Annotated in this window: 20 protein-coding genes, 1 pseudogene and 1 riboswitch; of the genes and pseudogenes, 11 read left to right on the top strand and 10 right to left on the bottom strand. The window is 73.1% G+C overall.

Going from position 1 to position 25385, the window contains the following annotated elements; all coding sequences use genetic code 11:
- Positions 1-95: 95 nt before the first annotated feature.
- Both AB0E14_RS08515 and AB0E14_RS08520 read left to right on the top strand, forming a co-directional pair.
- A pseudogene (locus AB0E14_RS08515) lies at positions 96-1844 on the top strand (DEAD/DEAH box helicase); the annotation flags it as partial.
- 83 nt (positions 1845-1927) lie between these two features.
- Entirely contained in the window at positions 1928-3271 is a 1344-nt protein-coding gene (locus AB0E14_RS08520; RefSeq protein ID WP_362413884.1) for an SWF or SNF family helicase, read from the top strand.
- A 110-nt stretch (positions 3272-3381) separates the two neighbouring features.
- Here AB0E14_RS08520 and AB0E14_RS08525 read toward each other — a convergent pair whose 3' ends face one another.
- Positions 3382-3993, bottom strand: a complete 612-nt coding sequence (locus tag AB0E14_RS08525) for a hypothetical protein (RefSeq protein ID WP_362413886.1) — start codon at positions 3991-3993, stop codon at positions 3382-3384.
- A 124-nt stretch (positions 3994-4117) separates the two neighbouring features.
- Positions 4118-4972: a bifunctional 5,10-methylenetetrahydrofolate dehydrogenase/5,10-methenyltetrahydrofolate cyclohydrolase gene (locus AB0E14_RS08530; protein WP_362413888.1), complete on the bottom strand. Its 855-nt coding sequence runs from the start codon at positions 4970-4972 to the stop codon at positions 4118-4120.
- 29 nt (positions 4973-5001) lie between these two features.
- A riboswitch (ZMP/ZTP riboswitch) is annotated at positions 5002-5107 on the bottom strand.
- Positions 5108-5296: 189 nt separating this feature from the next.
- Between AB0E14_RS08530 and AB0E14_RS08535 the strand changes: the two genes are divergently transcribed.
- Entirely contained in the window at positions 5297-6574 is a 1278-nt protein-coding gene (locus AB0E14_RS08535) for a GAF domain-containing protein (RefSeq protein ID WP_362413890.1), read from the top strand.
- Between the two features lie 45 nt (positions 6575-6619).
- The gene (locus AB0E14_RS08540; protein WP_362414135.1) at positions 6620-8143 is read left to right on the top strand and encodes an aldehyde dehydrogenase family protein; all 1524 of its coding nucleotides are present in this window, start codon (positions 6620-6622) and stop codon (positions 8141-8143) included.
- 39 nt (positions 8144-8182) lie between these two features.
- On the opposite strand, the gene AB0E14_RS08545 is transcribed toward AB0E14_RS08540, so the two are convergent.
- The 8 genes from AB0E14_RS08545 to AB0E14_RS08580 all read right to left on the bottom strand — a co-directional run bounded on the left by AB0E14_RS08545 (position 8183) and on the right by AB0E14_RS08580 (position 16447).
- Positions 8183-8815, bottom strand: coding sequence for a TetR/AcrR family transcriptional regulator (locus tag AB0E14_RS08545; protein WP_362413893.1), 633 nt, complete (start codon positions 8813-8815; stop codon positions 8183-8185).
- A gap of 43 nt (positions 8816-8858) precedes the next feature.
- Entirely contained in the window at positions 8859-9749 is an 891-nt protein-coding gene (locus AB0E14_RS08550; RefSeq protein WP_362413895.1) for a 3-hydroxybutyryl-CoA dehydrogenase, read from the bottom strand.
- On the bottom strand, positions 9746-10918 hold the full coding sequence (locus AB0E14_RS08555; protein WP_362413897.1) for an acyl-CoA dehydrogenase family protein: 1173 nt from the start codon (positions 10916-10918) through the stop codon (positions 9746-9748). Before AB0E14_RS08555 ends, AB0E14_RS08550 begins: the two co-directional genes overlap by 4 nt.
- A gap of 53 nt (positions 10919-10971) precedes the next feature.
- A complete protein-coding gene (locus AB0E14_RS08560) occupies positions 10972-12141 on the bottom strand; it encodes an acyl-CoA dehydrogenase family protein (RefSeq protein ID WP_362413899.1) in 1170 nt (389 codons plus the stop codon).
- Between the two features lie 107 nt (positions 12142-12248).
- Positions 12249-14318 (bottom strand): acetate--CoA ligase family protein, encoded by a 2070-nt coding sequence (locus AB0E14_RS08565; protein ID WP_362413901.1) that lies wholly within the window; start codon positions 14316-14318, stop codon positions 12249-12251.
- A 1-nt stretch (position 14319) separates the two neighbouring features.
- On the bottom strand, positions 14320-14511 hold the full coding sequence (locus AB0E14_RS08570) for a ferredoxin (protein WP_362009209.1): 192 nt from the start codon (positions 14509-14511) through the stop codon (positions 14320-14322).
- Complete coding sequence (locus tag AB0E14_RS08575) at positions 14508-15935, bottom strand: NADH-ubiquinone oxidoreductase-F iron-sulfur binding region domain-containing protein (protein WP_362413904.1); 1428 nt, start codon at positions 15933-15935, stop codon at positions 14508-14510. The genes AB0E14_RS08570 and AB0E14_RS08575 overlap by 4 nt, the downstream gene beginning before the upstream one ends.
- Positions 15932-16447 (bottom strand): hypothetical protein, encoded by a 516-nt coding sequence (locus AB0E14_RS08580; RefSeq protein WP_362413906.1) that lies wholly within the window; start codon positions 16445-16447, stop codon positions 15932-15934. Before AB0E14_RS08580 ends, AB0E14_RS08575 begins: the two co-directional genes overlap by 4 nt.
- Before the next feature lie 472 nt (positions 16448-16919).
- Here AB0E14_RS08580 and AB0E14_RS08585 point away from each other — a divergent pair, with 472 nt between their 5' ends.
- From AB0E14_RS08585 to AB0E14_RS08615, 7 genes are all read left to right on the top strand, one after another.
- Positions 16920-18179 (top strand): aromatic ring-hydroxylating dioxygenase subunit alpha, encoded by a 1260-nt coding sequence (locus AB0E14_RS08585; protein WP_362413908.1) that lies wholly within the window; start codon positions 16920-16922, stop codon positions 18177-18179.
- A gap of 196 nt (positions 18180-18375) precedes the next feature.
- On the top strand, positions 18376-19506 hold the full coding sequence (locus AB0E14_RS08590; protein WP_362413910.1) for a spermidine/putrescine ABC transporter substrate-binding protein: 1131 nt from the start codon (positions 18376-18378) through the stop codon (positions 19504-19506).
- Positions 19507-19549: 43 nt separating this feature from the next.
- On the top strand, positions 19550-20398 hold the full coding sequence (locus AB0E14_RS08595) for an ABC transporter permease (protein WP_362413913.1): 849 nt from the start codon (positions 19550-19552) through the stop codon (positions 20396-20398).
- Positions 20395-21231, top strand: coding sequence for an ABC transporter permease (locus AB0E14_RS08600; protein ID WP_362413915.1), 837 nt, complete (start codon positions 20395-20397; stop codon positions 21229-21231). The genes AB0E14_RS08595 and AB0E14_RS08600 overlap by 4 nt, the downstream gene beginning before the upstream one ends.
- A gap of 5 nt (positions 21232-21236) precedes the next feature.
- Positions 21237-22397 carry an ABC transporter ATP-binding protein gene (locus AB0E14_RS08605; RefSeq protein ID WP_362413917.1) on the top strand — a complete coding sequence of 387 codons (1161 nt, stop codon included), beginning with the start codon at positions 21237-21239 and terminating at the stop codon, positions 22395-22397.
- 25 nt (positions 22398-22422) lie between these two features.
- Complete coding sequence (locus AB0E14_RS08610; RefSeq protein ID WP_362413919.1) at positions 22423-23739, top strand: NAD(P)/FAD-dependent oxidoreductase; 1317 nt, start codon at positions 22423-22425, stop codon at positions 23737-23739.
- Positions 23732-25132, top strand: coding sequence for an aminobutyraldehyde dehydrogenase (locus tag AB0E14_RS08615; protein WP_362413921.1), 1401 nt, complete (start codon positions 23732-23734; stop codon positions 25130-25132). The genes AB0E14_RS08610 and AB0E14_RS08615 overlap by 8 nt, the downstream gene beginning before the upstream one ends.
- Positions 25133-25385 lie beyond the last annotated feature (253 nt).

Here is a 25385-nt window from a genome sequence, read left to right on the forward strand (position 1 = left end):
GGGCGGACACGGCCTCGGCGTCGAGCTCGTTCCACCAGTCGGGGAGCGAGCCTGTGTGGCCGAGGGCGTTCGACGTCCGGTAGTCCTCGCCGAAGCCCTCCTTTCTCTCCGCCGACGCCCTCCTCGCCTTCAACTGGCGCTTCGCCCTGGGCGACCAGGACCTCACCCGCGCCGAACTCGACCTGCTCGCCGAGGCCGCCCGTCCGCTCGTCCGGCTGCGCGACCAGTGGGTCCTCGTCGACCCCGCAGAGGTACGGCGCGCCCGCGCGTCGCAGGACCGCAAGGTCACCCCGGTCGACGCGCTCGGAGCCGTGCTCACCGGGACCACCGAGGTGGACGGCAGGCGCGTCGAGGTCCGGGCGACCGGATGGCTGGAGCAGCTGCGCGCCCGTCTCGACGACCCGGAGGGCGCCCCGCAGGAGGTTCCCCAGCCGGCCGGGCTCGCCGCGACGCTCCGCGACTACCAGCTGCGGGGGCTCAACTGGCTGCACCGGATGACCTCGCTCGGACTCGGCGGCTGTCTCGCCGACGACATGGGCCTGGGCAAGACGATCACGCTCATCGCCCTCCATCTGCACCGCCGGACCGACCCGTCGGCCGCCGGACCCACGCTCGTCGTCTGCCCGACCTCGCTCATGGGCAACTGGCAACGGGAGATCGAGAGGTTCGCGCCCGGCACGCCCGTGCGCCGCTTCCACGGCCCCGCACGCGCCCTGGAGGGCCTGGCTGAGGACGAGTTCGTGCTCACGACGTACGGCACGATGCGGCTCGACACCGAGCCGCTGGCCGCCCGGACCTGGGGCATGGTCGTCGCCGACGAGGCCCAGCACGTCAAGAATCCGTACTCGGCCACCGCCCGGCAGCTCCGCACGCTCCACGCCAAGGCGCGCGTCGCCCTGTCGGGCACCCCGGTCGAGAACAACCTCTCCGAGCTGTGGGCCATCCTCGACTGGACGACCCCCGGTCTCCTCGGCCGGCTCGGCACCTTCCGGTCCCGTTACGCCTCGGCCGTCGAGGGCGGCGAGGACCCGGCCGCGGCGGAGCGCCTGGCCGCGCTGGTCCGACCGTTCCTGCTGCGCCGTCGGAAGTCCGACCCGGGCATCGCGCCCGAGCTGCCGCCGAAGACCGAGACCGACCGCGCGGTCTCCCTGACCGAGGAGCAGACGGGGCTCTACGAGGCCGTGGTGCGCGAGACGCTCGCCGCGATCGCCGAGGCGGACGGGATGGAGCGGCGCGGGCTGGTGGTGAAGCTGCTGACGGGGCTGAAGCAGATCTGCAACCACCCGGCGCAGTACCTCAAGGAGGAGAACCCTCGGATCCAGGGCCGTTCCGGCAAGCTGGAGCTGCTCGACGAGTTGCTCGACACGATCCTCGCCGAGGACGCGAGCGTGCTGGTGTTCACTCAGTACGTCCAGATGGCACGGCTGTTGGAGGGCCATCTGGCGGCGCGGGGCGTGCGCACGCAGTTCCTGCACGGCGGCACGCCGGTCGCCGAGCGCGAGGCGATGGTCGCCCGCTTCCAGTCCGGTGACGTGCCGGTCTTCCTGCTGTCGCTGAAGGCCGCGGGCACCGGCCTCAACCTGACCAGGGCCGGACACGTCGTGCACTACGACCGCTGGTGGAACCCGGCCGTCGAGGCCCAGGCCACCGACCGCGCGTACCGGATCGGGCAGACCCAGCCGGTCCAGGTCCACCGGCTGATCGCCGAGGGCACGGTCGAGGACCGGATCGCGGCGATGCTGCTGCGCAAGCGGGCGCTGGCCGACTCGGTGCTCGGCTCGGGCGAGGCGGCGCTGACCGAACTGACCGATGCCGAGCTGGCCGACCTCGTCAGGCTGCGCGGGGACGAGGGCGGTCACGGGGGCGAGGCCGGTCGCAGGGACAACGAAGGTCACGGGGACAAGGGCGCGAACGGGGAGGACGGTCGATGAGCGACGACCACGGATACGGCGACGGACACGACGATGACCGCGAGGCCCATGGCCGGCAGGAGGAGGAGCGGACCTTCGCCGCGCTGCCGCCCGCCCGCGGATCCGCCTTCGCCCGCACCTGGTGGGGCCTCGCCTGGCTCAAGGCGCTGGAGGACACGGCGCTCGACGGACAGCAGCTCAAGGAGGGGCGGCGGCAGGCGCGCGCCGGCGCGGTGGGCGCGGTGTCGGTGCGGCCCGGCCGGATCACCGCGGTCGTCAAGGACCGTGACGGTTCCTCGTACCGCAGCGACGTCCTCCTCCAGGAGCTCTCGGAGGACGAGTGGGACCGGCTGCTCGATCTCGCGGTGGAGAGCGCGGGGCACATCGCGGCGCTGCTCGACCACGAGATGCCGCCGCACCTGGTGGAGGACGCGGCGGCGGCCGGGCTCGAACTCCTGCCCGGAATCGGCGACCTGGACCCCGAGTGCGGCTGCGAGGCGTGGGACCACTGCCCGCACACGACCGCGCTCTGCTACCAGGTGGCGCGGTTGCTGGACGAGGACCCGTTCGTGCTGCTCCTGATGCGGGGGCGCGGGGAGCGGGCGCTCGTGGACGCGCTGCAGGAGCGGAGCGCGGCGCGGGCGGCGACGGCAACGACTCCGGGTACCCGGAACCTCGCCGAGGAAGCGGCCGCCGAGGGCGTTCCGGCCGAGGAGGCCTTCGCCGCGCGGGACATCCTGCCGCCGCTGCCCGCTCCGCCGGTGCTCCCCGCCGTCCCGGGCGAGCCGCCCTCGCTGGACACCGAGACGGAGCCGGCGCCGGGGCTCGATCCTGCGGCGCTTGAGTTCCTCGCGGCGGACGCGGCCACCCGCGCCCACCGGATGCTGGCCGAGGCTCTCGCGCCCGGGCATGGTCACCCGTGGCGGCCGGAACCGTCCTTGACGCCCGCTCAGGACGCCGTGCGGATGGCGGCCGTCGGGACTCCCCCGTCCTGGGTCGCGGCACGGCTGGCGCAGGGGGCGGGGCGCCGCACGGCGGGGCTCGGCCCGGCCACGCGCGCGTGGCGCTTCGGTGGCGCTGCCGCCCTCGCCGTACTGGACGAGGAGTGGACGCCCGCTCCGGAGGTGCTGGCCCGTGCGCGGGCGGTGCTCGCTGAGGCCTGGGAGGACGCCGAGAGGCCCGTGCTCCGGCAGTCCGGGGCGGCGCGCTGGACCGTGGTCGGCGCGGAGGCCCAGCTGCGCCTCGGCGAGGACGGCCGCTGGTGGCCCTTCCGCAAGGAGCGCGGCGCCTGGGTCCCGGCGGGCCCCGCGGACCAGGACCCCGCCGCAGCGCTCGCGGGCCTGGCGGCGCGGGAGGCCTGACGCATGTCCGGAGCGGATGGCGCGCGTCCGGCGCGCCTGGGCCGCCTGGCACATGTCCGGCGCGCCTGACGCACGTCCGGAGCGACTGACGGTGTCCCCCGCGGTGGGCGTCAGCGCAGCCGGGCGGTGAGCGGGCGGGTGGCCTTGCCGGGGGCCGCGTGCGCGGTGAGGCTGCAGGCCACGGCGTCGGCGCCGAGGAGGTAGCCGGAGCGGTACGGGTACTGGACGAAGGTGGTCCAGCGGGTGCCGCGCGGCTGGGCGGAGGCCTTGCGGCGGAGCGGCTCGCGGCACAGGGCGGCCGCCGCGTCCCGTATCTGCCGGTCGGTGCGGTGCTCGCCGGTCAGCCGGACCACGGCGACGAGCTGGGCGTCGTGCGGCCGGTCGCAACCGCGCCGCACGGCGGAGCCGGGGGCGGCCCGGTCGATGTCGAAGCACTCCCCCGGCGTGAGGTGGTGGTACGGGACGGCAGCGGTGCTCCCGGCCGTTCCGCCCTGCGCGGCGAGCTGGTCGCCGGCGGCCGGCGCACCGTCGGCGCTCGGGCCCGCGCGCGTGCCGACGGTCGCGCCGGCCCCCTCACGCGTGGTCGCGTCCCAGTGGCTCCGGCCCTCCTGGCGGACCACGAAGGCGACGGCCGCGACCAGGACGAGGAGCGGAACGATGAGGTACCGGGTGAACGACGGCGCATTCTCGCCGGAGTACGGGGACATGGTGACCAGAGTCACCTCCGAATCCTCAACAGGGTTGGTTCGATTCCGAGTTGAAGCGTGGCCCGTACAGAACCGTGACACTTCCCTTGGCTGTACGGGCCGTTGGGAACCCCTCCGACGTGCTATGGGGTCTCTCCGCCTAGAGGCCCAGCTGGCGCTCGGCTCCCTCGACGGTCTGGGCGAGGAGCACGGCGATCGTCATGGGGCCGACACCGCCCGGCACGGGGGTGATGAGGGAGGCCCGCTCGGCGGCGGTGTCGAAGTCGACGTCACCGACGTTGCCCGGGTTGTAGCCGGCGTCGATCACGACGGCGCCGGGCTTGATGTCCTCGCCCCGGATGAACCGGGGCTTGCCGACGGCCGCGACCAGGATGTCCGCCTCGCGGACGGCGGCGGACAGGTCGGTGGTGCGCGAGTGGCAGTACGTGACGGTGGCGTCGCGGCCGAGGAGCAGCAGGCCGGCGGGCTTGCCGAGGATCGCCGAGCGGCCGACGACGACGGCGCGCTTGCCGCGCGGATCGACGTCGTAGGCGTCGAGCAGCCGCATGATGCCGCCGGGCGTGCAGGAGACGAAGCCGGGCAGCCCGAAGCCCATGGCGGCGAACGAGGCCATGGTGACGCCGTCGACGTCCTTGGCCGGGTCGATCGCCTCGAAGGCGGCCCGCTCGTCGATGTGCGGGCCGACCGGGTGCTGGAGCAGGATGCCGTGGACGTCGGGGTCCTGGGAGAGCGCGGTGATCGCGGCGACGAGTTCCTCGGTCGTCGTCTCGGCGGGCAGTTCGACGTGGCGGGAGCGGATTCCGGCCTTCGCGCAGCGGTTCTGCTTCATCTTCACGTACGTCACGGAGGCCGGGTCCGCGCCGACAAGCACGGTGGCGAGGCAGGGGGTGACGCCGGTGCGGCGGGTGATCTCGGCGGCGCGGGCGGCGGTCTCCCCAACCGTGCGGCGGGCGAGGGCGGTGCCGTCCATGAGGGAGGCGGTACTGGTGGACATGGGCCACTCCTGGGCGTCGTCGAGGACAGGGTGATGGCCCAGGCGCACGGCAGCGTCGGATCCGCGCGGGTGCGCGGGGTCCGCGGGCCGCTCCCCGGTGGTGATCCACCTCAAGCGCCAGTCACGGCCCGAGCCCTACTCTACGTGAGCACCGGGCGGGGCCCCAGGGCGGTGTTCGGACACGGCGCATATGCCGGAGTGCTGGGACGCTTGTCGGCGGCTTCCCCGCGCACGACGATGACCCCGAGACGGCGGACGGGGCCGGGGCGCCATCGCGGCGCGCCGGGCCCGTCCGGTCCATGGGACCTCGACGTGGAGGCCGAGTTGAGCGATGCGTGGGTGGCGGCCGGGCCCGACGCCGGGGCGCTGCGGCGGGCGCACGAGGTGTTCACCAGCGGCGGCCAGGTCCGCCTCCCGCCGGTGCGGCCGCTGGTCGCGGAGTCGTGGCGACGCTCCGCGCGGGCCCGGGTGAGTCCGGACGGCGCGGCCTGTGTGGAGCTCGCCGACGACGAGCTCGCCGACCACCGTGCCGGGCATCCGCTGTCGGCCGCGATGCCGGTGATCCGGGAGCTGATGGGCACGTACGCGGCGGACGGCGAACATCTCCTGGCGGTCTGCGACGCGGCGGGCCGGATGCTGTGGGTGGAGGGCCACCCCGGGACGCTGCGGCGGGCCCGGGCCATGAACTTCGTCGCCGGGGCGCGCTGGTCGGAGTCGGTGGCCGGGACGAACGCTCCGGGGACCGCGATCGCGGTGGACCGCCCGGTGCAGGTCTTCAGCGCCGAGCACTTCCAGCGGCCGGTGCAGGCGTGGACCTGCGCCGCCGCTCCCGTACACGATCCGCGGACCGGGCGGCTGCTCGGCGCGGTCGACATCACCGGCGGGGACCGGTTGGCCCATCCGCACAGTCTGGCCTTCGTCCAGGCCGTGGCGCGGGCGGCGGAGTCGCAACTGGCCCTGCTCGCTCCGCCGGCGGCGGAGCGGCCGCGCCTGGCGGCGCTCGGCCGGGACGAGGCGGCCCTGGTCGTGGCGGGCCGCCGGCTGCGGCTGAGCCGCCGCCACAGCGAGATCCTGGTGGTGCTGGCCCATCGCCCGGAGGGAGTGGGCGGCGAGGAACTGCTCACGCTCCTCTACGAGGACGAGTCGGTCACCCCGGTCACGCTGCGGGCGGAGATGTCCCGGTTGCGCGGGCTCCTGGGACCGGAGTTGCTGCGCTCACGCCCGTACCGACTGGCGGGCGAGGTCGACGCGGACTTCACGGCGGTGGACCGGCGCCTGGGCTCGGGGGCGGTGTCGGCGGCCCTCGCCGACTACGCGGGGCCGCTGTTGCCCGCGTCCCGCGCCCCCGGGGTGGTACGGCTGCGGGAGCGGCTCGCGGCGAGGCTGCGGGCGGCGCTGGTGGACCGGGGCGACGCGGCGCTGCTCGCGGACTGGACGTACAGCGCCTGGGGCGAGGACGACGTGGAGATGTGGCGGGCGCTGTCGGAGGTCGTGCCCGCCTCGGGCCGGGCCCCGGTGCTCGCCCGCCTGCGCGCCCTGGACGAGGAACTGTCCTCGGGCGCAACGGGGTTGCAACGTGGGGCTCCGCACACTCGGCGGTGAGCGCCGGCCAGGGACGGCCGGCGCGGTTCGAGGGAGGCCATGCCGATGACCCGTTACGCCGCACCCGGTACCGAGGGCGCGCTCATGTCGTACCTGCCCCGCTACGACCACTGGATCGGCGGCGCATACGTGGCGCCCGCGCGGGGTCAGTACTTCGAGAACCCGAGCCCGGTCGACGGCCGCCCCTTCACCGAGGTCGCCCGCGGCACCGCGGAGGACGTGGAGCGCGCCCTCGACGCGGCGCACGCGGCGGCTCCGGCCTGGGGTCGTACGGCGCCGAACGAGCGGTCGAACGTCCTCCTGCGGATCGCCGACCGGATGGAGGCGAAGCTGGAGGAGCTCGCGGTCGCGGAGAGCTGGGAGAACGGCAAGCCGATCCGCGAGACGCTGGCCGCCGACATCCCGCTGGCGATCGACCACTTCCGCTACTTCGCCGGGGCGTTGCGCGGCCAGGAAGGCACGCTGAGCGAGATCGACGACGACACCGTGGCGTACCACTTCCACGAGCCGCTGGGCGTCGTCGCGCAGATCATCCCGTGGAACTTCCCGATCCTGATGGCGGTCTGGAAGCTGGCGCCCGCGCTCGCGGCGGGCAACGCGGTGGTGCTCAAGCCCGCCGAACAGACCCCGGTGTCGGTGCACTTCTGGATGAGCCTGGTGGCCGATCTGCTGCCGCCGGGTGTGGTCAACATCGTCAACGGCTTCGGAGCGGAGGCGGGCAAGCCGCTGGCGTCCTCGCCGCGTGTGGCGAAGATCGCCTTCACCGGCGAGACCACGACGGGGCGGCTGATCATGCAGTACGCCTCCGAGAACATCAAGCCGGTCACGCTGGAGCTGGGCGGCAAGTCCCCGAACATCTTCTTCGACGACGTCTGGGCGGCGGACGACGACTTCCGGGACAAGGCGCTGGAGGGCTTCACCATGTTCGCCCTGAACCAGGGCGAGGTCTGCACCTGCCCGTCAAGGGCCCTGATCCAGCAGGGCCACTACAGCGAGTTCCTGGAGGCGGCGGTCGCCCGCACGGAGCGCATCGTCCCGGGCCACCCGCTGGACACCGACACGATGATCGGCGCCCAGGCCTCCAACGACCAGCTGCAGAAGATCCTCTCGTACCTGGACATCGGCCAGCAGGAGGGCGCGAAGATCCTCACGGGCGGCCGGCAGATCACGTACGACGGCGAACTGGCGGGCGGCTACTACGTCCAGCCGACCATCTTCGAGGGCGACAACCGCATGCGGATCTTCCAGGAGGAGATCTTCGGCCCGGTCGTCGCGGTCACGTCCTTCACGGACTTCGACGACGCGATCCGCACGGCCAACGACACCCTCTACGGCCTCGGCGCGGGTGTATGGACCCGCGACACCAACACGGCCTACCGCGCGGGCCGCGCGATCCAGGCGGGCCGCGTCTGGACGAACTGCTACCACGCCTACCCGGCCCACGCGGCCTTCGGCGGCTACAAGCAGTCGGGCATCGGCCGCGAGACCCACAAGATGATGCTGGACCACTACCAGCAGACGAAGAACCTGCTGGTGAGCTACTCGCCGAGGAAGCTGGGCTTCTTCTAGCGGAACGGAAGAACGCGCATGACCCGGGCCTTTCCCGGGTCATGCGCCTTCTTGGAGCGCCCGGGCCTCGGGGAAGACGGGAGAGATGCCCAGTGACGGGGCGATGGCCGACCAGATCGTCGACTGGGCCGTGGGTAGGTCGACGTGTGGGTCGGTGAGCATCACGCGAATGCCCAGGCCGTCGCAGAGCGCCAGGATCAGAGTGCTGATCGCGGCGACATCGCAGGGGGCGAACTCGCCCGACGCGACGCCGCGTTCCACCGCGCCGCCGACCCAGGCATGGAGCTGGTCGTACAGGTCGACGGCGAGGTGCCGGGCTGCGTCGTCGCGCTGTGCGCGCACCCACAGTTCCTGCCACAGTTTCCAGTCCTGGCGCAGCTCCTCGTCGGTGGGCAGCATGGTGCGCACGATGCGCGCGAGCAGGACGCCGGCCGGCACGTCGGCGTCCCCGCCGTCAAGGTCCGTGCCGGTCTGCGCGAACGAATGCGTCATCGCCTCGGTGAAGAGCTTCTCGCGGGTGTCGAAGTGGTAGTGGAGCAGCGCCTTCGACACCCCCGCGTGCTCGGCGACCTTGCGCATGCTGACGTTCTCGAACCCGATGTCCGCGATCACCTCGCACGCGGCCTTGAGGATCCGCTCCCGTGTCTCGAGTGCGCGCTCGGCCTTGGTCACGTTGGCAACTCCCGCTTTCGGTCTCGGTCCACGTCCCGGACCATCATCCCTGCCCATCCTGCCCCGACCGGCGCCCCGGGTACGGGTGGAAGCCCCGACCTGTCTTCCGACCGAGCCGCCCCGCTTCCACCATCCGAGCGAGCAGCGGCGGCGGGGCGTACAGCGGCTCGCGGTACTCCGCGTACATCGACCGGGCGATGGCCTGCACCGTGTCCAGACCGATCAGGTCGGCCAGGGCGAGCGGGCCGAGTGGATGGGCGCAGCCCAAGGTCATGGCCCGGTCGATGTCCTCGGCCGACGCCGTACCGGACTCGGCCATCCGCACCGCTGCCAGCAGGTACGGCACGAGCAGGGCGTTGACGACGAACCCTGCCCGGTCCCGGGCGTGCACGACCTCTTTGCCGAGGACCTCGGCGGCGAAGGCGCCCGCGCGCCGGACGGTGTCCTCGCCGGTGAGCAGCGAGGGCACCAGTTCCACCAGCGGCAGCCGCGGCACCGGGTTGAAGAAGTGCAGACCGATGACCTGGGACGGCCGCGAGGTGGCGGCCGCCAGCCTGATGACGGGCAGGGACGAGGTGTTGGTCGCCAGGACGGCGTCCCGGCGCTCCACGACGGCGTCGAGCCGGGCGAAGACCTCGGTCTTCGCCCGCTCGTCCTCCGCCACCGCCTCGACGACCAGATCGCGGTCGGCGAGCCGCGCCATGTCGGTGGTCACGGCGATTCGGCCGGCCGCGGCCCGACGCTCGGCCACGGCCAGCCGGCCGGCCGCCTCAGCCCGTTCCAGCGAGCGGGTGATCCGCCGCAGTCCGGCTTCCGCGGCCGCCGGTCCGGTCTCCACCACCACGACGTCGCGTCCGGCGCGGGCGCAGACCTCGGCGATGCCGGAGCCCATGAGCCCGCAGCCCACGATCCCCACCCGGGCGAGGTCGCTCACGGGGTCGCCGGCAGCTGCAGGACACCCGTCCCGCGCTTGACGAGTTCGCCCGCGACGATGAGTCGCTGGATCTCGGAGGTGCCCTCCCAGATCCGGTCGACGCGCAGCTCTCGGTAGAGACGCTCGACGGGGTACGAGCGGTCGTAGCCGCGCCCGCCGAAGATCTGCAGGCACCGGTCGACCACCCGACCGGACGCCTCGCTCGCCGCGAGCTTGGCGATCGCGGCCTTCGCGTGCAGGGTCTTGCGGTCGGTTCGACCCTCGCCGACCTCCCAGGCGACCTGGTGGGTGTACGCGCGGTTCACGGCGATGTCGACGGCCGAGTCGGCGAGCATCCCCTGGATCAGCTGGAAGTCGGCGATACGGGAGCCGAACTGACGGCGTCCGACGGCCCAGTCACGGGCGAGCTCCAGGGCCCGCTCGGCCGCCCCGATCGTGCGGGCGGCGATCATCAGCCGCTCCTCGGAGAACCAGGAGCGGGTGAGGTCGTAGCCGTTGCCGACGCCGCCGAGCACCGCGTCCTCAGGCAGGCGTACGTCGGTGAAGGTGAACTCGGGGTGCTCGTAGACGAAGGTGTGCATCCAGCGGGGCACCCGGGTCATCTCGATGCCCGGGGTGTCCTTGTCCACGAGGAACAGCGTCGGCGCCCGCTCCTCCCCCGCAGCAGCAAGCACAATCATGAAGTCGGCGTGGTCGCCCACGGTGACGAACCACTTCTCGCCGTTCAGCACCCAGCCGTCGGCGGTCCGGGTCGCGGTGGTGTGCAGGTTCTGCGGGTCGGAGCCGGCTTCGGGCTCGCTGACCGCGTAGCAGTCGCGCCGGCGCCCGCGGATCACGGGCACGAGGTACCGCTCGCGCTGTTCGGGCGTGCAGTGCGCGAGGGCGTTGGCGGGCCGCCACACCATGTCCCACAGTGCGCCGGTGAGCCGGCCCAGTTCCTCCTGGACGACGACCTGCTCAGGAACGGTGAGTCCGGCACCGCCCCACTCGGCCGGCATGTTGACGGCCTGGAGGCCGCTGTCGAGGACGGCGTCGCGGATCTCGGCGTGGGCCTGTGGCGGCAGACCGTTGTTCTCCTCGCAGTCGAGCTCGTACTTCATGATGAAGTCGGTGAGGTCACGCGCCGATTCCTTGAGCTCCTGCTGGCGTGCGGTGAGACGGAAGTCCATGGGGTGCTTGTCCTCTCGGTGGTGGGTGTGGGTGCCGGGACAGGGCCGTGGGCTCAGCGCGGCAGGGCCAGCGCCCCGGTGCCGCGCTTGATCAGCTCGTTGGCGATGATCAGCCGTTGGATCTCCGATGTGCCTTCCCAGATCCGGTCGACGCGCAGCTCTCGGTACATGCGCTCGACCGGGTACGAGCGGTCGTAGCCGCGCCCGCCGAAGATCTGCAGGCACCTGTCGACCACCCGACCGGCGGCTTCGCTCGCCGCGAGCTTCGCCGTGGAGGCCTTGGCGTGCAGGGTCTTGCGGTCGGTCTGAGGCTGGTCGGCCTCCCAGGCGATCTGGTGGGTGTAGGCGCGGTTGACGGCGATGTCGACGGCGCAGTCGGCGAGCATCCCCTGGATCAGCTGGAAATCGGCGATACGGGAGCCGAACTGACGGCGTCCGACTGCCCAGTCACGGGCCAGTTCCAAGGCCCTCTCGGCGGCGCCGACGGTCCGGGCGGCGATCATCAGCCGCTCGTCGGTGAACCACTCCTTCGTCAGCTCGTAGCCGTTGCCGACGCCGCCGAGCACGTCCTCGTCGGGTACGAAGACGTCGGTGAACCGGAACTCGGGGTGCCCGTTCACCGCTGAGTGCATGAAACGGGGGACCCGCGTCATCTCGACACCGGGGGCCTGCTTGTCGACGAAGAAAAGCGTCGCCGCACGGTCCGGCCCGGCATCGGCCTGCACCAGCAGGAAGTCGGCGATGTCGCCGCAGGTGACGAACCACTTCTCGCCGTTCAGAAGCCAGCCGCCCGCCGTGCGGGTCGCGGTGCTCGTGCCCGATCCGGGGTCGGATCCGGCCCCGGGCTCGGTGACGGCGAAGGCGTCGAAGCGCTCGCCGCGAATCACCGGCAGCAGATACTTCTCGCGTTGTGCCTCGGTGCCGTACGCGAGGACGTTGGCGGGCCGCCAGGGAATGTCCCACAGGCAGTTGGTGACCTTGCCGAACTCCTCCTCGACGATCACCTGGTCCAGCAGGGAGAGTCCTGCGCCGCCCCACTCGGCGGGCATGTTGATGGCGTAGACGCCGGCTTCGATCGCGGCCCGGGTCAGCTCCCGCACGGTGTCGGCGGGCAGCGGGCCGCCCGCTTCCTCGGACTGCTCCTCGCACCGCATCAGGAGCCGCGTGTAGGCCGCGGCGCGCGCCTTGAGCTCGGTCTGCTCGGGGGTGTAGCGGAAGTCCATGGTGTGGGTCTCCTCCAGGGCGAGAGGGGTGTGCGGGACGGTGTGCAGAGAGGTATGCGGGGGTGTACGGGAAGGCCTCACCGGGGCCTCGTGGGGAGGGTTGGGGGTCAGCCGAGGACGGCTCGCGCGTCCAGCGCGAGGGCGCCGTCCGGGCGTACCAGCAGCGGGTTGACCTCCAGCTCGGCGATCTCCGGGTGGGCCGCGGCGGCTTGGGTGATGCGGGCGACGACAGCGGCGGCCGCCGTCACGTCCACGGCGGGACGGCCCCGCACGCCGTCGAGCAGGGGGGCGGTCCGCAGCCCCCGCAGCAGCTTCTCGGCGAAATCGGCGGCCACCGGCGCGAGGGCGAAGGCCACGTCGCGCATGGTCTCGGCGAGCACCCCGCCGAGGCCGACCATCGCCACCGGGCCGAACCGGGGGTCGCGTTGGACGCCGACGATCAGTTCGACACCGTCCGAGAGGTCCGCCATGGCCTCGACCGAGTACGAGGGGGCGCCGAGGCGGGCGTGCATCCGCCGGTACGCGGCCAGCAGCGCGTCCCGGTCGGCGAGCCGCAGCGCCACCCCGCCGGCGTCGGACTTGTGCAGGAGGTGGAGAGCCTTGAGGACGTACGGTCCTTCGAACGAGGCGGCAGCGGCGAGCAGCCCGGCCTCGTCGGTGATCTCCCGGGCCGGCGGGAAGGGCACTCCGGCGGCGGCCAGCAGCGCCCGCACACCGTGGTACGAGGGATCCCCCAGTGGTGGCCCGGCGGGCGGCGGCGCGGCCACCCCGGTCGGAGCGCCCGCCGCGCGGCCGGTCAGCGCGGCGAGTGCACGGGCCGCGTCCTCGGTGGCGGCGAACACCGGGACCCCGGCCTCGGCGAGCGCCCGGCAGCTGGGCGACTCCGGGTACATGGACTGCACGACCAGCGGCTTCGGTGTGGCGGCGAGGTGTCCGGCGATCTCCTTCGCGGCCCGCTGCTCGCCCTCGGCGAGGACGGAGCCGCCGGCGGGCCCGCCGCCCAGGCCGCCTTCGGAGGCGGCGTACCCGCCGAAGTAGCCCGTCATCAGGACGGCGTCCACCTCGTCGGCGGCCAGCAGTTCGCGGACGGTGTCGGCGTACGAGAGGGGGCGCTGCTCCCCCATCCCGGCGAGGTCGACCGGGTTGCGGACGGCGGACTGCTCCCACAGCACGCTCCGCAGCCGGTCCTGGGCCGGGGCGCCGAGCTCGGGCACGTCGAGCCCGGCGTCCTCGGCAGCGTCGGCGGCGACCGCGCCGTGGCCGCCGCCGTCCGTGAGGACGGCGGTCCGCCGGCCGGTCGTGCGCCGCCCGCCGGCCAGGGCGGCGAGCACCACGGTCATCTCCCGTGGGGTACGGACGAGTTCGACACCCGCGTCGCGGCATGCCGCGGCCACCACGTCGGTCGAGGTGGTCAGTGCCCCCGTGTGCGACTGGGCACTGCGGGCCGAGGCGGTGCCGCGGCCGGCGGTGAGGAGGACCACGGGCTTGCCGGCCTCGGCGGCGGCGCGGGCGAAGGCCCGGCCGTCGCCGAAGTCCTCGGCGTACACGGCGATCACGGAGGTGGGCTCGTGGCGGGCGCAGTCCTCGACGAGGTCGACGAGGGTGACGTCGGCCTGGTTGCCGAGCGAGACGAAGCGGGAGAAGCCGAGGTCGTGCGGGGCGCCGCGCAGCTGGAGTTCGAGGGCCAGGTTGCCGCTCTGGCTGAGCAGGGCGACATGGCCGGGCGCGAACCGGTCCGAAGCCAGGTACAACTCGGTGGTGTTGTCCGCGATGCCCAGGCAGTTGGGGCCGACGAGCACGGCTCCGGCGGCCCGGACCCGCTCGGCGACGACCCGCTGGCGGGCGAGACCGGCGGGGCCGGCCTCGGCGAAACCGGCGGTGATGGCGACGATCGCCTTCGCCCCGCAGGCGAGGGCGTCGTCGACGGCCGCCTCGAAGCCGGTGCCGGGCACGGAGATCACCACCAGGTCGACCGGCTCGCCGATCTCGCCGAGGGAGGTGGCCGCCGTCCGGCCGAGTACGGTGCCGCCGCGCCGGTTCACGAGGTGGACGGGCCGCCGGTCGGGCGCGCGGAGGGCCTGGGCCGCCACCGCATGGCCGTACTTCGCCGGGTCGTCACTGGCGCCGACCACGGCGACGGATCCGGGGTCGAAGAGCGAGGTCAGGTCACGCGTCATCTCATCCCTCCACGCGCAGGGCAGAGTTGGGGCAGCTCTCCGCGCAGGCGCGGGCGCGGTCCTCGGCAGCGGGCGGCACGTCGACGGCGACGACCTTCGCGTAGCCCCATTCGTCGAGCTCGACGAGTTCGGGGGTGTTCTCCTGGCAGAGGCCGTAGCCGTTGCACAGCGTGGCGTCCAGCAGCAGTTTCATGACGTTCCTTCCAGTACGGCGGCCATGGGCTCGGCGGATGTGGGGCCGGATCCGGTCGGCGCGGGTGGTCCCACGGCCGGTACCGGCACGCTCAGGCGGGTCAGGCGGTGCGGGTCCCGCCCGGGGGCGTCGGCGCGGCATACCGGGCAGGGCCCGTCGAGATGGGCCCGGACCTGTGCCGGGAAGACGCGCAGCAGGCTTCCGGCGAGGCCGGCGGCGGCGTCAAGGAGCCCGCACGCACCCCGCCCGGGCAATCCTCGCGCCCATCGGTGCAGCCGCTCGGCAGTGTCGGGTTCGGCGGATCCGGAGGCGAGGCGGTCCAGAGCGTCACTGATCGCGGCCGAGCCCGACACGCAGACACCGCACTGGCGTGCGCTCTCGACCGCGAGGTAACCGACCGCGTCGGCAGCGGCGCCCACCGGGCAGACGTCGGTGGTGAGGAAGCGGATGGCTCCGCAGCCGAGCGCCGTGCCCGCGGCAGCGAGAGCGCCGGGTTCGAGGGGCAGGTCCAGGGCGCGGGCGTCGACGAGCCCGCCGAAGAGACCGCCCATCAGGGCGCCGGTCGAGGCCGGGGTGCCGTGGGCGGCGGCAAGGGTCCTCAGGGGGACCCCGTACGGCGCCTCGGTGAGCACAGGTGCGACGCTGCCGCCCGAGAGGGTGACCAGGGTGGAGCGCGCGATCGGCTCGCGCAGGTCGGGCCGGGCGGCGACGAGCGCGATCCGGGCGAGTGTCTCGACATTGGCGACCAGCGTCGGCACGCCCCGGACTCCCCGCTCGAAGGGGCGGGGCGGTTTGGCGGTCGGCAGGGCCGGCCCGCCGTCGATCCGGCGGACGACCGCGGTCTCCTCGCCGGCGACATAGGCGGCGGCGGTCTCGACGACCTCGACGGGCAGCGACGGTACGCGTTCGGCGAGGGCACGGCGGACGCTGCGGGCCGCCTCCGGGTCGGAGAGGTAGACGTAGCCGTGTTCGGCGCCGGTCACCGCGGCGGCGTGGACGAGGCCGTCGAGGACCAGGTGCGGGCGGGCCCGCAGCAGCCAGCGGTCCTTGACCGAACCGGGCTCGCCCTCTTCCCCGTTGGCCACCACGACCGGGGTGCCTGCACCTGCCGCGCGCTCGCCGCGCGTCCCGCTCCCCCGGCCGCGTCGCCCGAGCTCGCGGACGGTACGGAGCTTGACGGCGGCCGGGAATCCGGCGCCGCCGCGGCCGCGCAGGTCGCAGGCGTCGAGGTGATGCAGCAGCTCGTCGGGGGTGACGGCGGCGGCGTAGCCACCGGTGGCCTCGTACGCCTCGGCGTTCTCCGTCGCGTTCGGCGTCGCGCCCAGCACAGAATCCGGCGCGGGGGCGGTCGGGTGACGGATGACGGTCGAGGGGCGGCTGATGGCCGGGGGGTGACTCGGGGGCGAGGGGAGGCTGTGGGTCATCTGCCGTCTCCTGTACGGGCGGTGGGGGCGGGTCCGGCGGTACGGGACCGGGTGCGCAGGAGTCGCAGCGCGCCTTCGAGCGCGGCGCGGTCCCCTGCGGTGCGGCCGTATCCCGCTCCTGGCAGGCCGATGAGCATGCGGTGGTGGTCGAGGATCACCTCGGCGGCCAGCAGCGCGGCCGCGGTCGAGGCGTCCGTGTCCGCGTCGGCTCTCGTGTCCGCGTCCGCGTTCATGCCCGCGTGGCTGTCTCCGCCGCCCTGCTCTTCGAGCCGGAGGGCCACGGCGGTCACGAGCGCGGTGGCTTCGGCGAGGTAGCGCAACCAGCTGTGCCGGCTGCCCCTCAGAACCAGGCGTTCCACCCGGCGCCGCTCGACGGCCGCGAGTTCGGCCCGGCCCGGCGGCGGGTGGTGCGCCGTGCCGAGGGAGGCGCGCAGCGTGGCGACGGCTGCGGGCAGCTCCCGCTCCGGTTCGGGGGTGAGCCCGAGCCAGTCCAGATGCCGACGACCACTCATACGTGCCTCCGGAAGGGAAGGGGTGCGGGTGCCGTGACCGTCGGTCGCGGGCCCGGCAGCCGAGTGGGGCATTCGAGCCACAGGCTCGTCCGCGGTCTCCGGCCGAGGGGGAATCGGAGGAGGAAAGCGAGGGAGGTGCGTGTCGGGGCAGGTGCCAGGGCACGCCGGGCTGCTTCCGGCGCGAGGCCGTGGGCCGCACCCACCAGATGACGAGAAAATGCGCAGGTCAGAGGCAGTGCGGCGGGAGAGCAGCAACAGGAACACGTTTGCTGACCGATCGGTCAGGCAATAACCAAGCTAGCTGACCGATCGGTCAGCGTACAAGTCTTGACCCAGCGGAATTCAGCCACCACGCTGGCTGTCCAATCGGTCAGCCCGGTCCCGGCACCCGCCCCGACCCGCTGCCCGCATGCGGTTCGCACGACATCGACGCCCGACACCGATCGCCGCCCCGCGGTACGAGGAGTCACCGATGCACCCCAGAGCCCCCGCACCCGGCGCACTCACCGCGCACGAGGCGCCCACCGCACCCGACACAGCCGCCAGGGACCTCCCCGCTCCCGCGCTGGCGGCCCGCAACTACACCGATCCCGCCGTCGCCGCCGCCGAGACCCGCCAAATCTTCGCCAGGTCCTGGCAGCTCGTGTGCCACGAGTCCGACCTGCCCGGCCCCGGGGCCCGGCTCGCCGCCACCGTCGCCGACCGGGAGGTCCTGGTCGTCCGCACCGAGGACGGCGGCATCGCCGCCCACCTCAACGTCTGCCGCCATCGCGGAACCCGCCTGGTCACCGCCCCCGAAGCGGCCGGCAAGGCGATCCGCTGCCCGTACCACGGCTGGACCTACCGCCTCGACGGCAGCCTGGTCGGCGCCCCCGAGGCCCGGCAGATCCCCTGCCTCGACAAGCCCCGCCTCGGCCTGTTCCCGGCCCGGGTCGAATCCTTCCTGGGCTTCGTCTTCGTCAACCTCGACCCGAACGCCGTCCCGCTCGCCGAGAGCTGCGCGGGGCTCGCCGAGGCCGTCGGCCACTACGCCGGGGCGGACCTGGTGCCGGTCGGCCGGGACCGGATCCACGACCTGGCCCGCGCCGAGGTCCAGGAGGCCAACTGGAAGGTCGCGGTCGACAACTACCTGGAGGGGTACCACGTACCCGTCGCCCACCCCGGCCTGATGCGCCTGCTCGACTACCAGGGCTACGGCTGCGAGATCCACGACTCCTACGTCCTGTTCACCTCGCCCCTGCGCGACAAGCCGTCCTCCAACTGGACCGAGCGCCTCTACCAGCGCGTCACCGCGCCCATGCCCGGCCTCACCGAGGCCGACCGCAGGGTCTGGCGGTACGCCGTGATCTACCCCAACACCCTCATCGACTTCTACCCGGACCACGTGCTCGCGTGGACCGCCGTGCCGGCCGCGGTCGACAAGGTGGCCGTCCCCGGCGCCTTCTACACCCGCCGCGGCACCGGGCTGCGCACCCGACTCGCCCGGCGCCTGAACATGCACATCGGCTGGATCACCAACGACGAGGACACCGAGCTGGTCGCCCGTGTCCAACGCGGTCTGTCCACCCCGGGGTTCGAACCCGGACCGCTGTCCCGGCGCGAGCTCGCGGTCGGCTGGTTCGCCGACCGCATCCGTGCCGACCTGGCGGACCCCGCAGAGCTCTCGGACCCCGCCGACCCCGCGGAGGCCGCACCGGACCCCGACCCCGGCTCCGGCCCGCCCGGCCGGTGAGCGGCACCGCCCCGTCGCCGTAGCGCCGTACCACCGCACCGCCCTACCGCCGCGGCCTCATCGCCGTACCTCCGTCCCCCGCCCCGTGCCCCGAACCCGGCCGCACACCCCCGTACGCGCCCAGCCGAACGCCTCACGCGTCGACGCACCGAACGTTCGCCCGCCGTCCCCCAGCGGCCCCTACGGAGAGGACCCCATGTCCCCCGAGGCACCTTCCCTGTCCCGCCGCTCACTGCTCCGCGCCGGCGCCACCGCCACCCTCGGTCTGACGGCGGCCGGCTGCGGATTCTCCTCCGCCTCCGACGACGCCGGCCGGTCGGCCGCCGAGTCCCCCATCGACGTCAAGGTCGACGGCGACCTCGTCTACTTCAACTGGGCCGACTTCGTCGACCCGGCCGTCTTCGCCGGCTTCTCCAAGGAGTACGGGGTCAAGGTCGTCCAGTCGAACTACGACTCCATGGAAGGCATGGCCGCCAAACTCAACGCCGGCAACCGCTACGACATCATCTTCCCCACGGCGAAGTGGGCCGAGCGCCTCTCCCGAGGGGGCCGGCTGCGCCGCATCGACCACGGGCGCCTGAGCAACGCCGAGGCCGTGTTCGGCGCCTACGACTACTTCGCCGACCCGTGGTACGACCCCCGCTCCGCTCACACCGTCCCCTTCACCATGTACAAGACCGGCATCGGTTGGCGCCGGGACCGGCTCGGCGACCTCACCGGCTCTTGGGACGATCTGTGGAACGACCGAGCCAAGGGCAAGGTCTTCGTCCTCGACGACCGCGACGAGGTACTGGCCGTCGGCGCGCTCAAACTCGGCCTGCCCCTCACCACCGACCGGCCGGGCGACCTCGACCGCGTCACCGACACCCTGCGCACCCTGCGCCCTCGACTGCGCGGCTTCTCCAGCGACAGCTACAACAACCTGCTCAACGGCAACGCCGACATGACCCAGGCGTGGAGCGGGGACATGGCCGCGATGCTCGCCCAGGCGAAGGACCCGTCGGTGTTCGGTTTCGAGACCGCCCGCGAGGGGGCCCCGGTCAACTCCGACTGCTACGCCATCCCCGCCGACGCACCGCACCCCGGCACGGCCATGCTCTTCATCGACTACATGCTCCGGCCCGAGAACGTGAAGCGGAACATCGAGTACATCGGCTACCCGATGCCGGTGCGCGGCACGGAGGACACCTACGCCGCGCTCGTGGAGCCCTTCCCCCAGTGCCAAGTGACCGCGGCCGACCTCAGGGACGACCTGTTCTTCCGCAACGGCACGGCAACGGGCGAGAAGGCACGCGACGCCGCCTGGACCGACGTGAAGGCGGGCTGACATGGCGGATACCGCCCGTACCCCACGTACCGCCAGAAAGCCGGTGCAAGAACGTCTGTGGACCTGGCTGATGCTGCCCGGCACGCTCTGGATGACCGTCTTCCTCGTCGCCTCCCTGATCCTGGTGGCCACCCTCGCGTTCGGCACCACCGACCCGCTCGGCAACCCGCGCTTCGGCTTCGTCCTCGACAACTTCACGGCCCTGGCCGACCCCGCCTACCGCACGGTCCTGCTCCGTTCGCTGGGCTACGCCCTGGTCACCTGCGCCGTCTGTCTGGTCATCGCCTACCCCGTCGCGTACGCCATCGCGACCAGGGGCGGCCGGTACAAGAACCTGCTGATCGCGGCGATCGTCGTCCCGTTCTTCGCCAACTACCTGGTGCGGATGTATGGCTGGTCCGTCGTCCTGTCCGACGACGGACCGCTGCTGAGGGCACTGCGGGCGATCGGGCTCGCCGACGGGGGGACCCGGATCCTGCAGACCGGCGCGGGCGTCGTCGCCGGTCTCGTCTACGGCTTCGTCGTCTTCATGATCATCCCGCTGTACGCGGCCATGGAACGCATGGACGCCTCGCTCATCGAGGCGGGCCGCGACTTGTACGCCGGTCCGCTGCGGACGTTCCTGTTCGTCACCGTCCCGGCCACCCGGCAGGGCGCGGCCGCCGGCTGTGTCCTCGTCCTGCTGCCCGCCATGGGCGACTTCGTCAGTGCCCAGCTCATGGGAGGCCCCGACCAGATCATGATCGGCAACCTGATCCAGGACAAGTTCTTCCAGGGGCAGAACTGGCCGCTCGGCTCCGCCCTCACCATGCTGCTGATGGCCGTCCTCCTCCTCGGCATGCTCGGCTATCTGCGGCGCACCCGCAAGGACGAGGCGGAGGCGGTCCGATGAGGGCCGCCCGCGGGCGCCGCCGCGGCGCCGAGCGCCGTCCCCGGTTCGCCATCGCCGTCACCGCCGTCTTCTTCGCGCTGCTCTACGTCCCCATCGGCGTCGTCGTCCTGTTCTCCTTCAACTCGCAGAAGTCCCTGACCGTCTTCGACGACGTCAGCCTGCGCTGGTACGGAGCGTTCCTCCGCGACGACATGCTGCTGGACTCGCTCGACATGAGCCTGCGGGTCTCCCTCGTCGCCATGATCGGCTCGGTGGTGCTGGGCGTCGCCCTCGCGCTCGGCCTGGTCCGCGGCCGCAACCGACTCGGCTCCTTCGCCGGACTGGTGATGCTCGTCCCGCTCATCACCCCGGAGATCGTCACCGGCGTGGCCGCGATGCTCCTGTTCAAGGGCCTCGGCATCACCCTGTCCACGACGACGGTGATGCTCGCCGAGATCACCTTCTCCATCTCGTATGTGACGGTGATCCTGCGCTCCCGTGTCGCCGCCCTGAACCCGGAGATCGAGGAGGCGGCCATGGACCTGGGGGCCACGCGCCGGCAGGCCGTACGGCTGGTGACGCTGCCCGCGCTGCTCCCCGGCATCCTCGCCTCCGCCGTCCTCGTCTTCGCCCTGGTCTTCGACGACTTCGTCCTCGCCTACTTCACCACCGGCGTCGATCCGCAACCTCTGTCGGTCCGGATCTACTCGGCGATCCGGTTCGGGGTCCAGCCCACCATCAACGCCGTCGGCACGCTGATGCTGGCCGGCTCCGTCGCACTCGTCGCCCTCGCCCTCGCCATCCCGCGCCTGTTCGGCCGGCGCGGCGGCCTCGACCTGCTCTCCGGGAAGTAGACGCCATGACCTCGCAACCCACGCCCCCGCAGGCGCCGGACACGGCCCGAGTTCCGCAACCGCAAGCAGTACTCCCGCACCCCGCTGTCCGGCTCGACCGGGTCGGCAAGAGCTACCCCGGGAGCTCCGGGAGCTCCGGCGCCTCCGCCTCGTACGCCGTCCACGACATCAGCCTCGACATCGCCCCCGGCGAGTTCTTCTCCCTGCTCGGTCCCTCCGGCTGCGGCAAGACCACCCTGCTGCGCATGATCGGCGGCTTCGCCGACCCCACCGAGGGCAGCGTCCTGCTCGACGGGGAGGACGTGACGGGCCTCCCGCCCCACCGGCGCAACGTCAACACCGTCTTCCAGAGCTACGCCCTCTTCGACCACCTGTCCCTCGCCGACAACGTGGCCTTCGGCCTCAAGCGCAAGGGCGTCGCCCGCCCCGAGATCCGCCGCCGGGTCGCCGAGATGCTCGACCTCGTCCAGCTCGGGGACCTGGCGGGCCGCAGACCGACCACCCTCTCCGGCGGCCAGCGCCAGCGCGTCGCCCTCGCCCGCGCCCTGGTCAACCGTCCGCAGGTGCTGTTGCTCGACGAGCCGCTGGCGGCTCTCGACCTGAAGCTCCGGCGTCGGATGCAGGTCGAGCTCAAGCAGATCCAGCGCGAGGTGGGCATCACCTTCCTGTTCGTCACCCACGACCAGGACGAGGCCCTGACCATGTCGGACCGCCTCGCCGTCATGAACGAGGGCCGCCTCGAACAGTGCGGGACTCCGGAGGACGTGTACGAGCGCCCCACCAGCAGCTTCACCGCCTCGTTCCTCGGGACCTCCAACCTCGTCCCCGGCACCTACCGCGCCGGACGGGTGCTGCTCGACCAGGGCCCGGCGCTCCCCGTCGGCGACCGCCCCGGCATGACCGACGGCCGTCGGGTCAGTCTCTCGCTGCGCCCCGAGAAGATCTGGCTGTCCGACTTCGAGCCCGGCATGGCCCGGGTCACCGGTGTCGTCCGGGAGACCGTCTACTCCGGCCCCACCACCACGTACCTCATCGAACTGGCCCCCGGCGTCACCGTGCACGTCCTGGAGCAGAACACGGCCCGCTCCCGCATGGAGGACCGCTGGAGCGGCGGCGAGGAGGTCGAGCTCGGCTGGCGGCCCGAGCACTGCCTGGTGTTGGACTGACGACGGCCCCTCCGAAGGAGACACCATGTACCACGATGTCATCGTGCTCGGCGCCGGACTCGCCGGACTCGCCGCCGCCCGCGACCTGGCCGCGGGCGGAGTCGACGTCCTCGTCGTCGAGGCCCGCGACCGGGTCGGCGGCCGCGTCGAGCAGACCACGCTGCCCGACGGCCGCCTCGTCCAGCTCGGCGGGGAGGTGGTCGGCTCGGCGCACACCGCGTACACGGCGCTCGTCGCCGAACTCGGCCTCTCCCTCGTCCCCAGCTACGTCGCCGAACCCGGCGCGCTCGCCCGCGCCACGCCCGAAGGCGTCAGCGCCGGCGACCCGCCGCACTGGTTCGGCCCCGGGGACGACGCCTCCCACCGGAAGGTCACCGCCGGCTTCGCCGCACTCGCCGCGACCGTCGACCCCGACGACCCCTGGTCCCACCCCGAGGCCACCGCCCTGGACCGGATGTCCGTGGCCGGCTGGCTGCGCGACGAGGGGGCGAGCCCGGCCGTCGTACGGCTGTGGGAGATCGGCCAGCTCGCGCTCGCCGACGGCTCGTTCGAACGTACCTCTCTGCTCGCCGCCCTCCGCAAGCATGCCGCCGTCCCCGGCCTCGGCCACTACGAGTACGAGGCCTGGGAGGGCCTGCGGGTGGCCGAGGGCTCGGCGACCGTGGCCCTGCGGATGGCGGCCGGCCTCGACGGCAGAATCCGTACGGGCTCGCCCGTCGAGGCGCTCGTGGTCCGCCGCTCCGGCGACTGCTCGGTGCGCCTCGCGGGCGGCGAGACCCTCACCGCGGCCGCCGTCGTCAGCGCCCTGCCCGCCGGCCCGCTGCGCTCGCTCGCCGTCACCGGCGTCGGCGAGGAGCGCCTGGCCTCGCTGTACCACCAGCGGCACGCCCTCGCCGCGAAGTTCGTCGCCGCCTATGACCACCCGTTCTGGCGCGACCGGGGGTTCAGCGGTCTGTCCGAGTGCGAGGGGGTGCTGGGCAGCACCTGGCCGCAGAACGAGGGCATCCTGTCCGCCCTGATCCCGCCCGAGAGATACGGCGTCCTGCTCGGCACCCCCGCCCACCTGCGCACCCGCGAGCTCCTCGCCGAGATCGCCCGGCTGTACGGCGACCAGGCCCATCGGCCACGCGCCGCGCATCTGCGCCTGTGGGGCACCGACCCCTGGACCCAGGGGTACGTCACGCAATGGGCTCCTGGCGACGTCATGGCCGTCGGCCCCCGTCACGGCACCCATGAACCGCCCTTCTACGTCTGCGGATCCGACCAGTGGGTGGCCGGCTACATGGAGGGCGCCGTCCGCACCGGCCGCGCCGCCGCGAAGGAGGCCCTGCGCCGTGGCTGACAGTCTGCTGAACCACATCGGCGGCGAGGACCGAGCCGCCGCCACGGGCATGACCACCGAGCTGGTCGACCCCGCCACCGGGCGCGTGCACGGCCACGCCCCACGCTCCGGCCGCGCCGACACCGACGCCGCCTGCGCGGCCGCCGCGGCCGCGTACGGACCCTGGTCGGCCACCACCCCGGCCGACCGGCAACGGGCCCTGCTCGCCGTCGCCGACGCCGTCGAGGCGCACGCGGACGAGCTGACCGCCGCGGAGACCGCCGACACGGGAAAGCCCGCCGCACAGTTCCGCACGGAGGAACTCCCCGCGATCGCCGACGCCTTCCGCTACTTCGCCGGAGCCGCCCGCAACCTCCCGGGCGCCGCCGCGGCCGAGTACACCGAGGGCCGCACCTCCCTGCTGCGCCGCGAATCTGTCGGCGTCTGCGCCCAGATCACGCCGTGGAACTACCCCCTGATGATGGCCGCCTGGAAGATCGCACCGGCCCTCGCCGCCGGCAACACCACCGTCCTCAAACCCGCCGACACCACCCCCTCCTCGTCGGTGCTCCTCGCCCGGATCGCGGCCCCCCACCTGCCCCCGGGTGTGCTGAACGTCGTCTGCGGCGACCGCGACACGGGCCGCGCCCTCACCGCCCACCCCGCCGTCGCCCTGATCGCGCTCACCGGCAGCGTCCGCGCCGGCCAGGAGATCGCCGCCTCGGCTGCGGCCGGCCTGAAGCGGGTCCACCTCGAACTGGGCGGCAACGCGCCCGTGATCGTCCACGACGACGTCGACGTCCCGTCCACCGCCGCCGCCCTGGCCCAGGTCGCCTTCTACAACGCCGGCCAGGACTGCACCGCCCCCACCCGCTTCCTGGTCCACGCCCGCATCCACGACGCCTTCCTGGACGCCCTCGCCGACGTCGCCCGCGCACTGCGCCCCGGCACCGACCTCGGCCCGCTCAACAACGCCGCCCAGCTGGCCTCGGTCCGCGCCCTGCTCGACCGGCTGCCCGGCCACGCCCGGATCGTGGCCGGCGGCACACGGCCCGCGGGGCCCGGCTTCTTCCACGCCCCCACCGTCGTCGCCGGGGTGCGCCAGGACGACGAGATCGTCCAGGAGGAGATCTTCGGGCCCGTCGTGACCGTGCAGTCCTTCAGCGACGAGTCCGAAGCGCTGCGGCTCGCCGACGACGTACGCTTCGGACTGGCCGCGAGCGTATGGACCAGAGACCACGACCGGGCGATGCGGGCGACGAGGGCCCTGCACACCGGGATCGTGTGGGTGAACACCCACGGCACCACGGTCTCCGAAATGCCGCACGGCGGAGTCAAACACTCCGGATACGGCAGCGACCTGTCTCTCTCCGGCCTCCTCGACTACACCCGGCCCAAGCACGTGATGATCTGAGCCGCGGTCCCCTCCCGGTCCCTTGCGGACGACGTCGAGGAATTGCCGCGCCGTCTCGCGGAACGCCTTCGCGCTGCCGGCCATGAACAGGGTCTCGGCGTGCAGGCGCTGGTGCAACAAGTCGCGGTGGGCCGCCGCTGCGTGGCGACCAGGATCCGGGCCATGCGCGGACCAGCTGCCTGCGGCTTGGCCGAATCGTGGCCGTTTCCGCTGGTCAGCGACCACGCGAGGTCTATGCGGGCGGCAAGCATGC

Origin of the sequence: Streptomyces sp. NPDC047981 (assembly GCF_040653315.1) — a bacterium.
GTDB lineage: Bacteria > Actinomycetota > Actinomycetes > Streptomycetales > Streptomycetaceae > Streptomyces.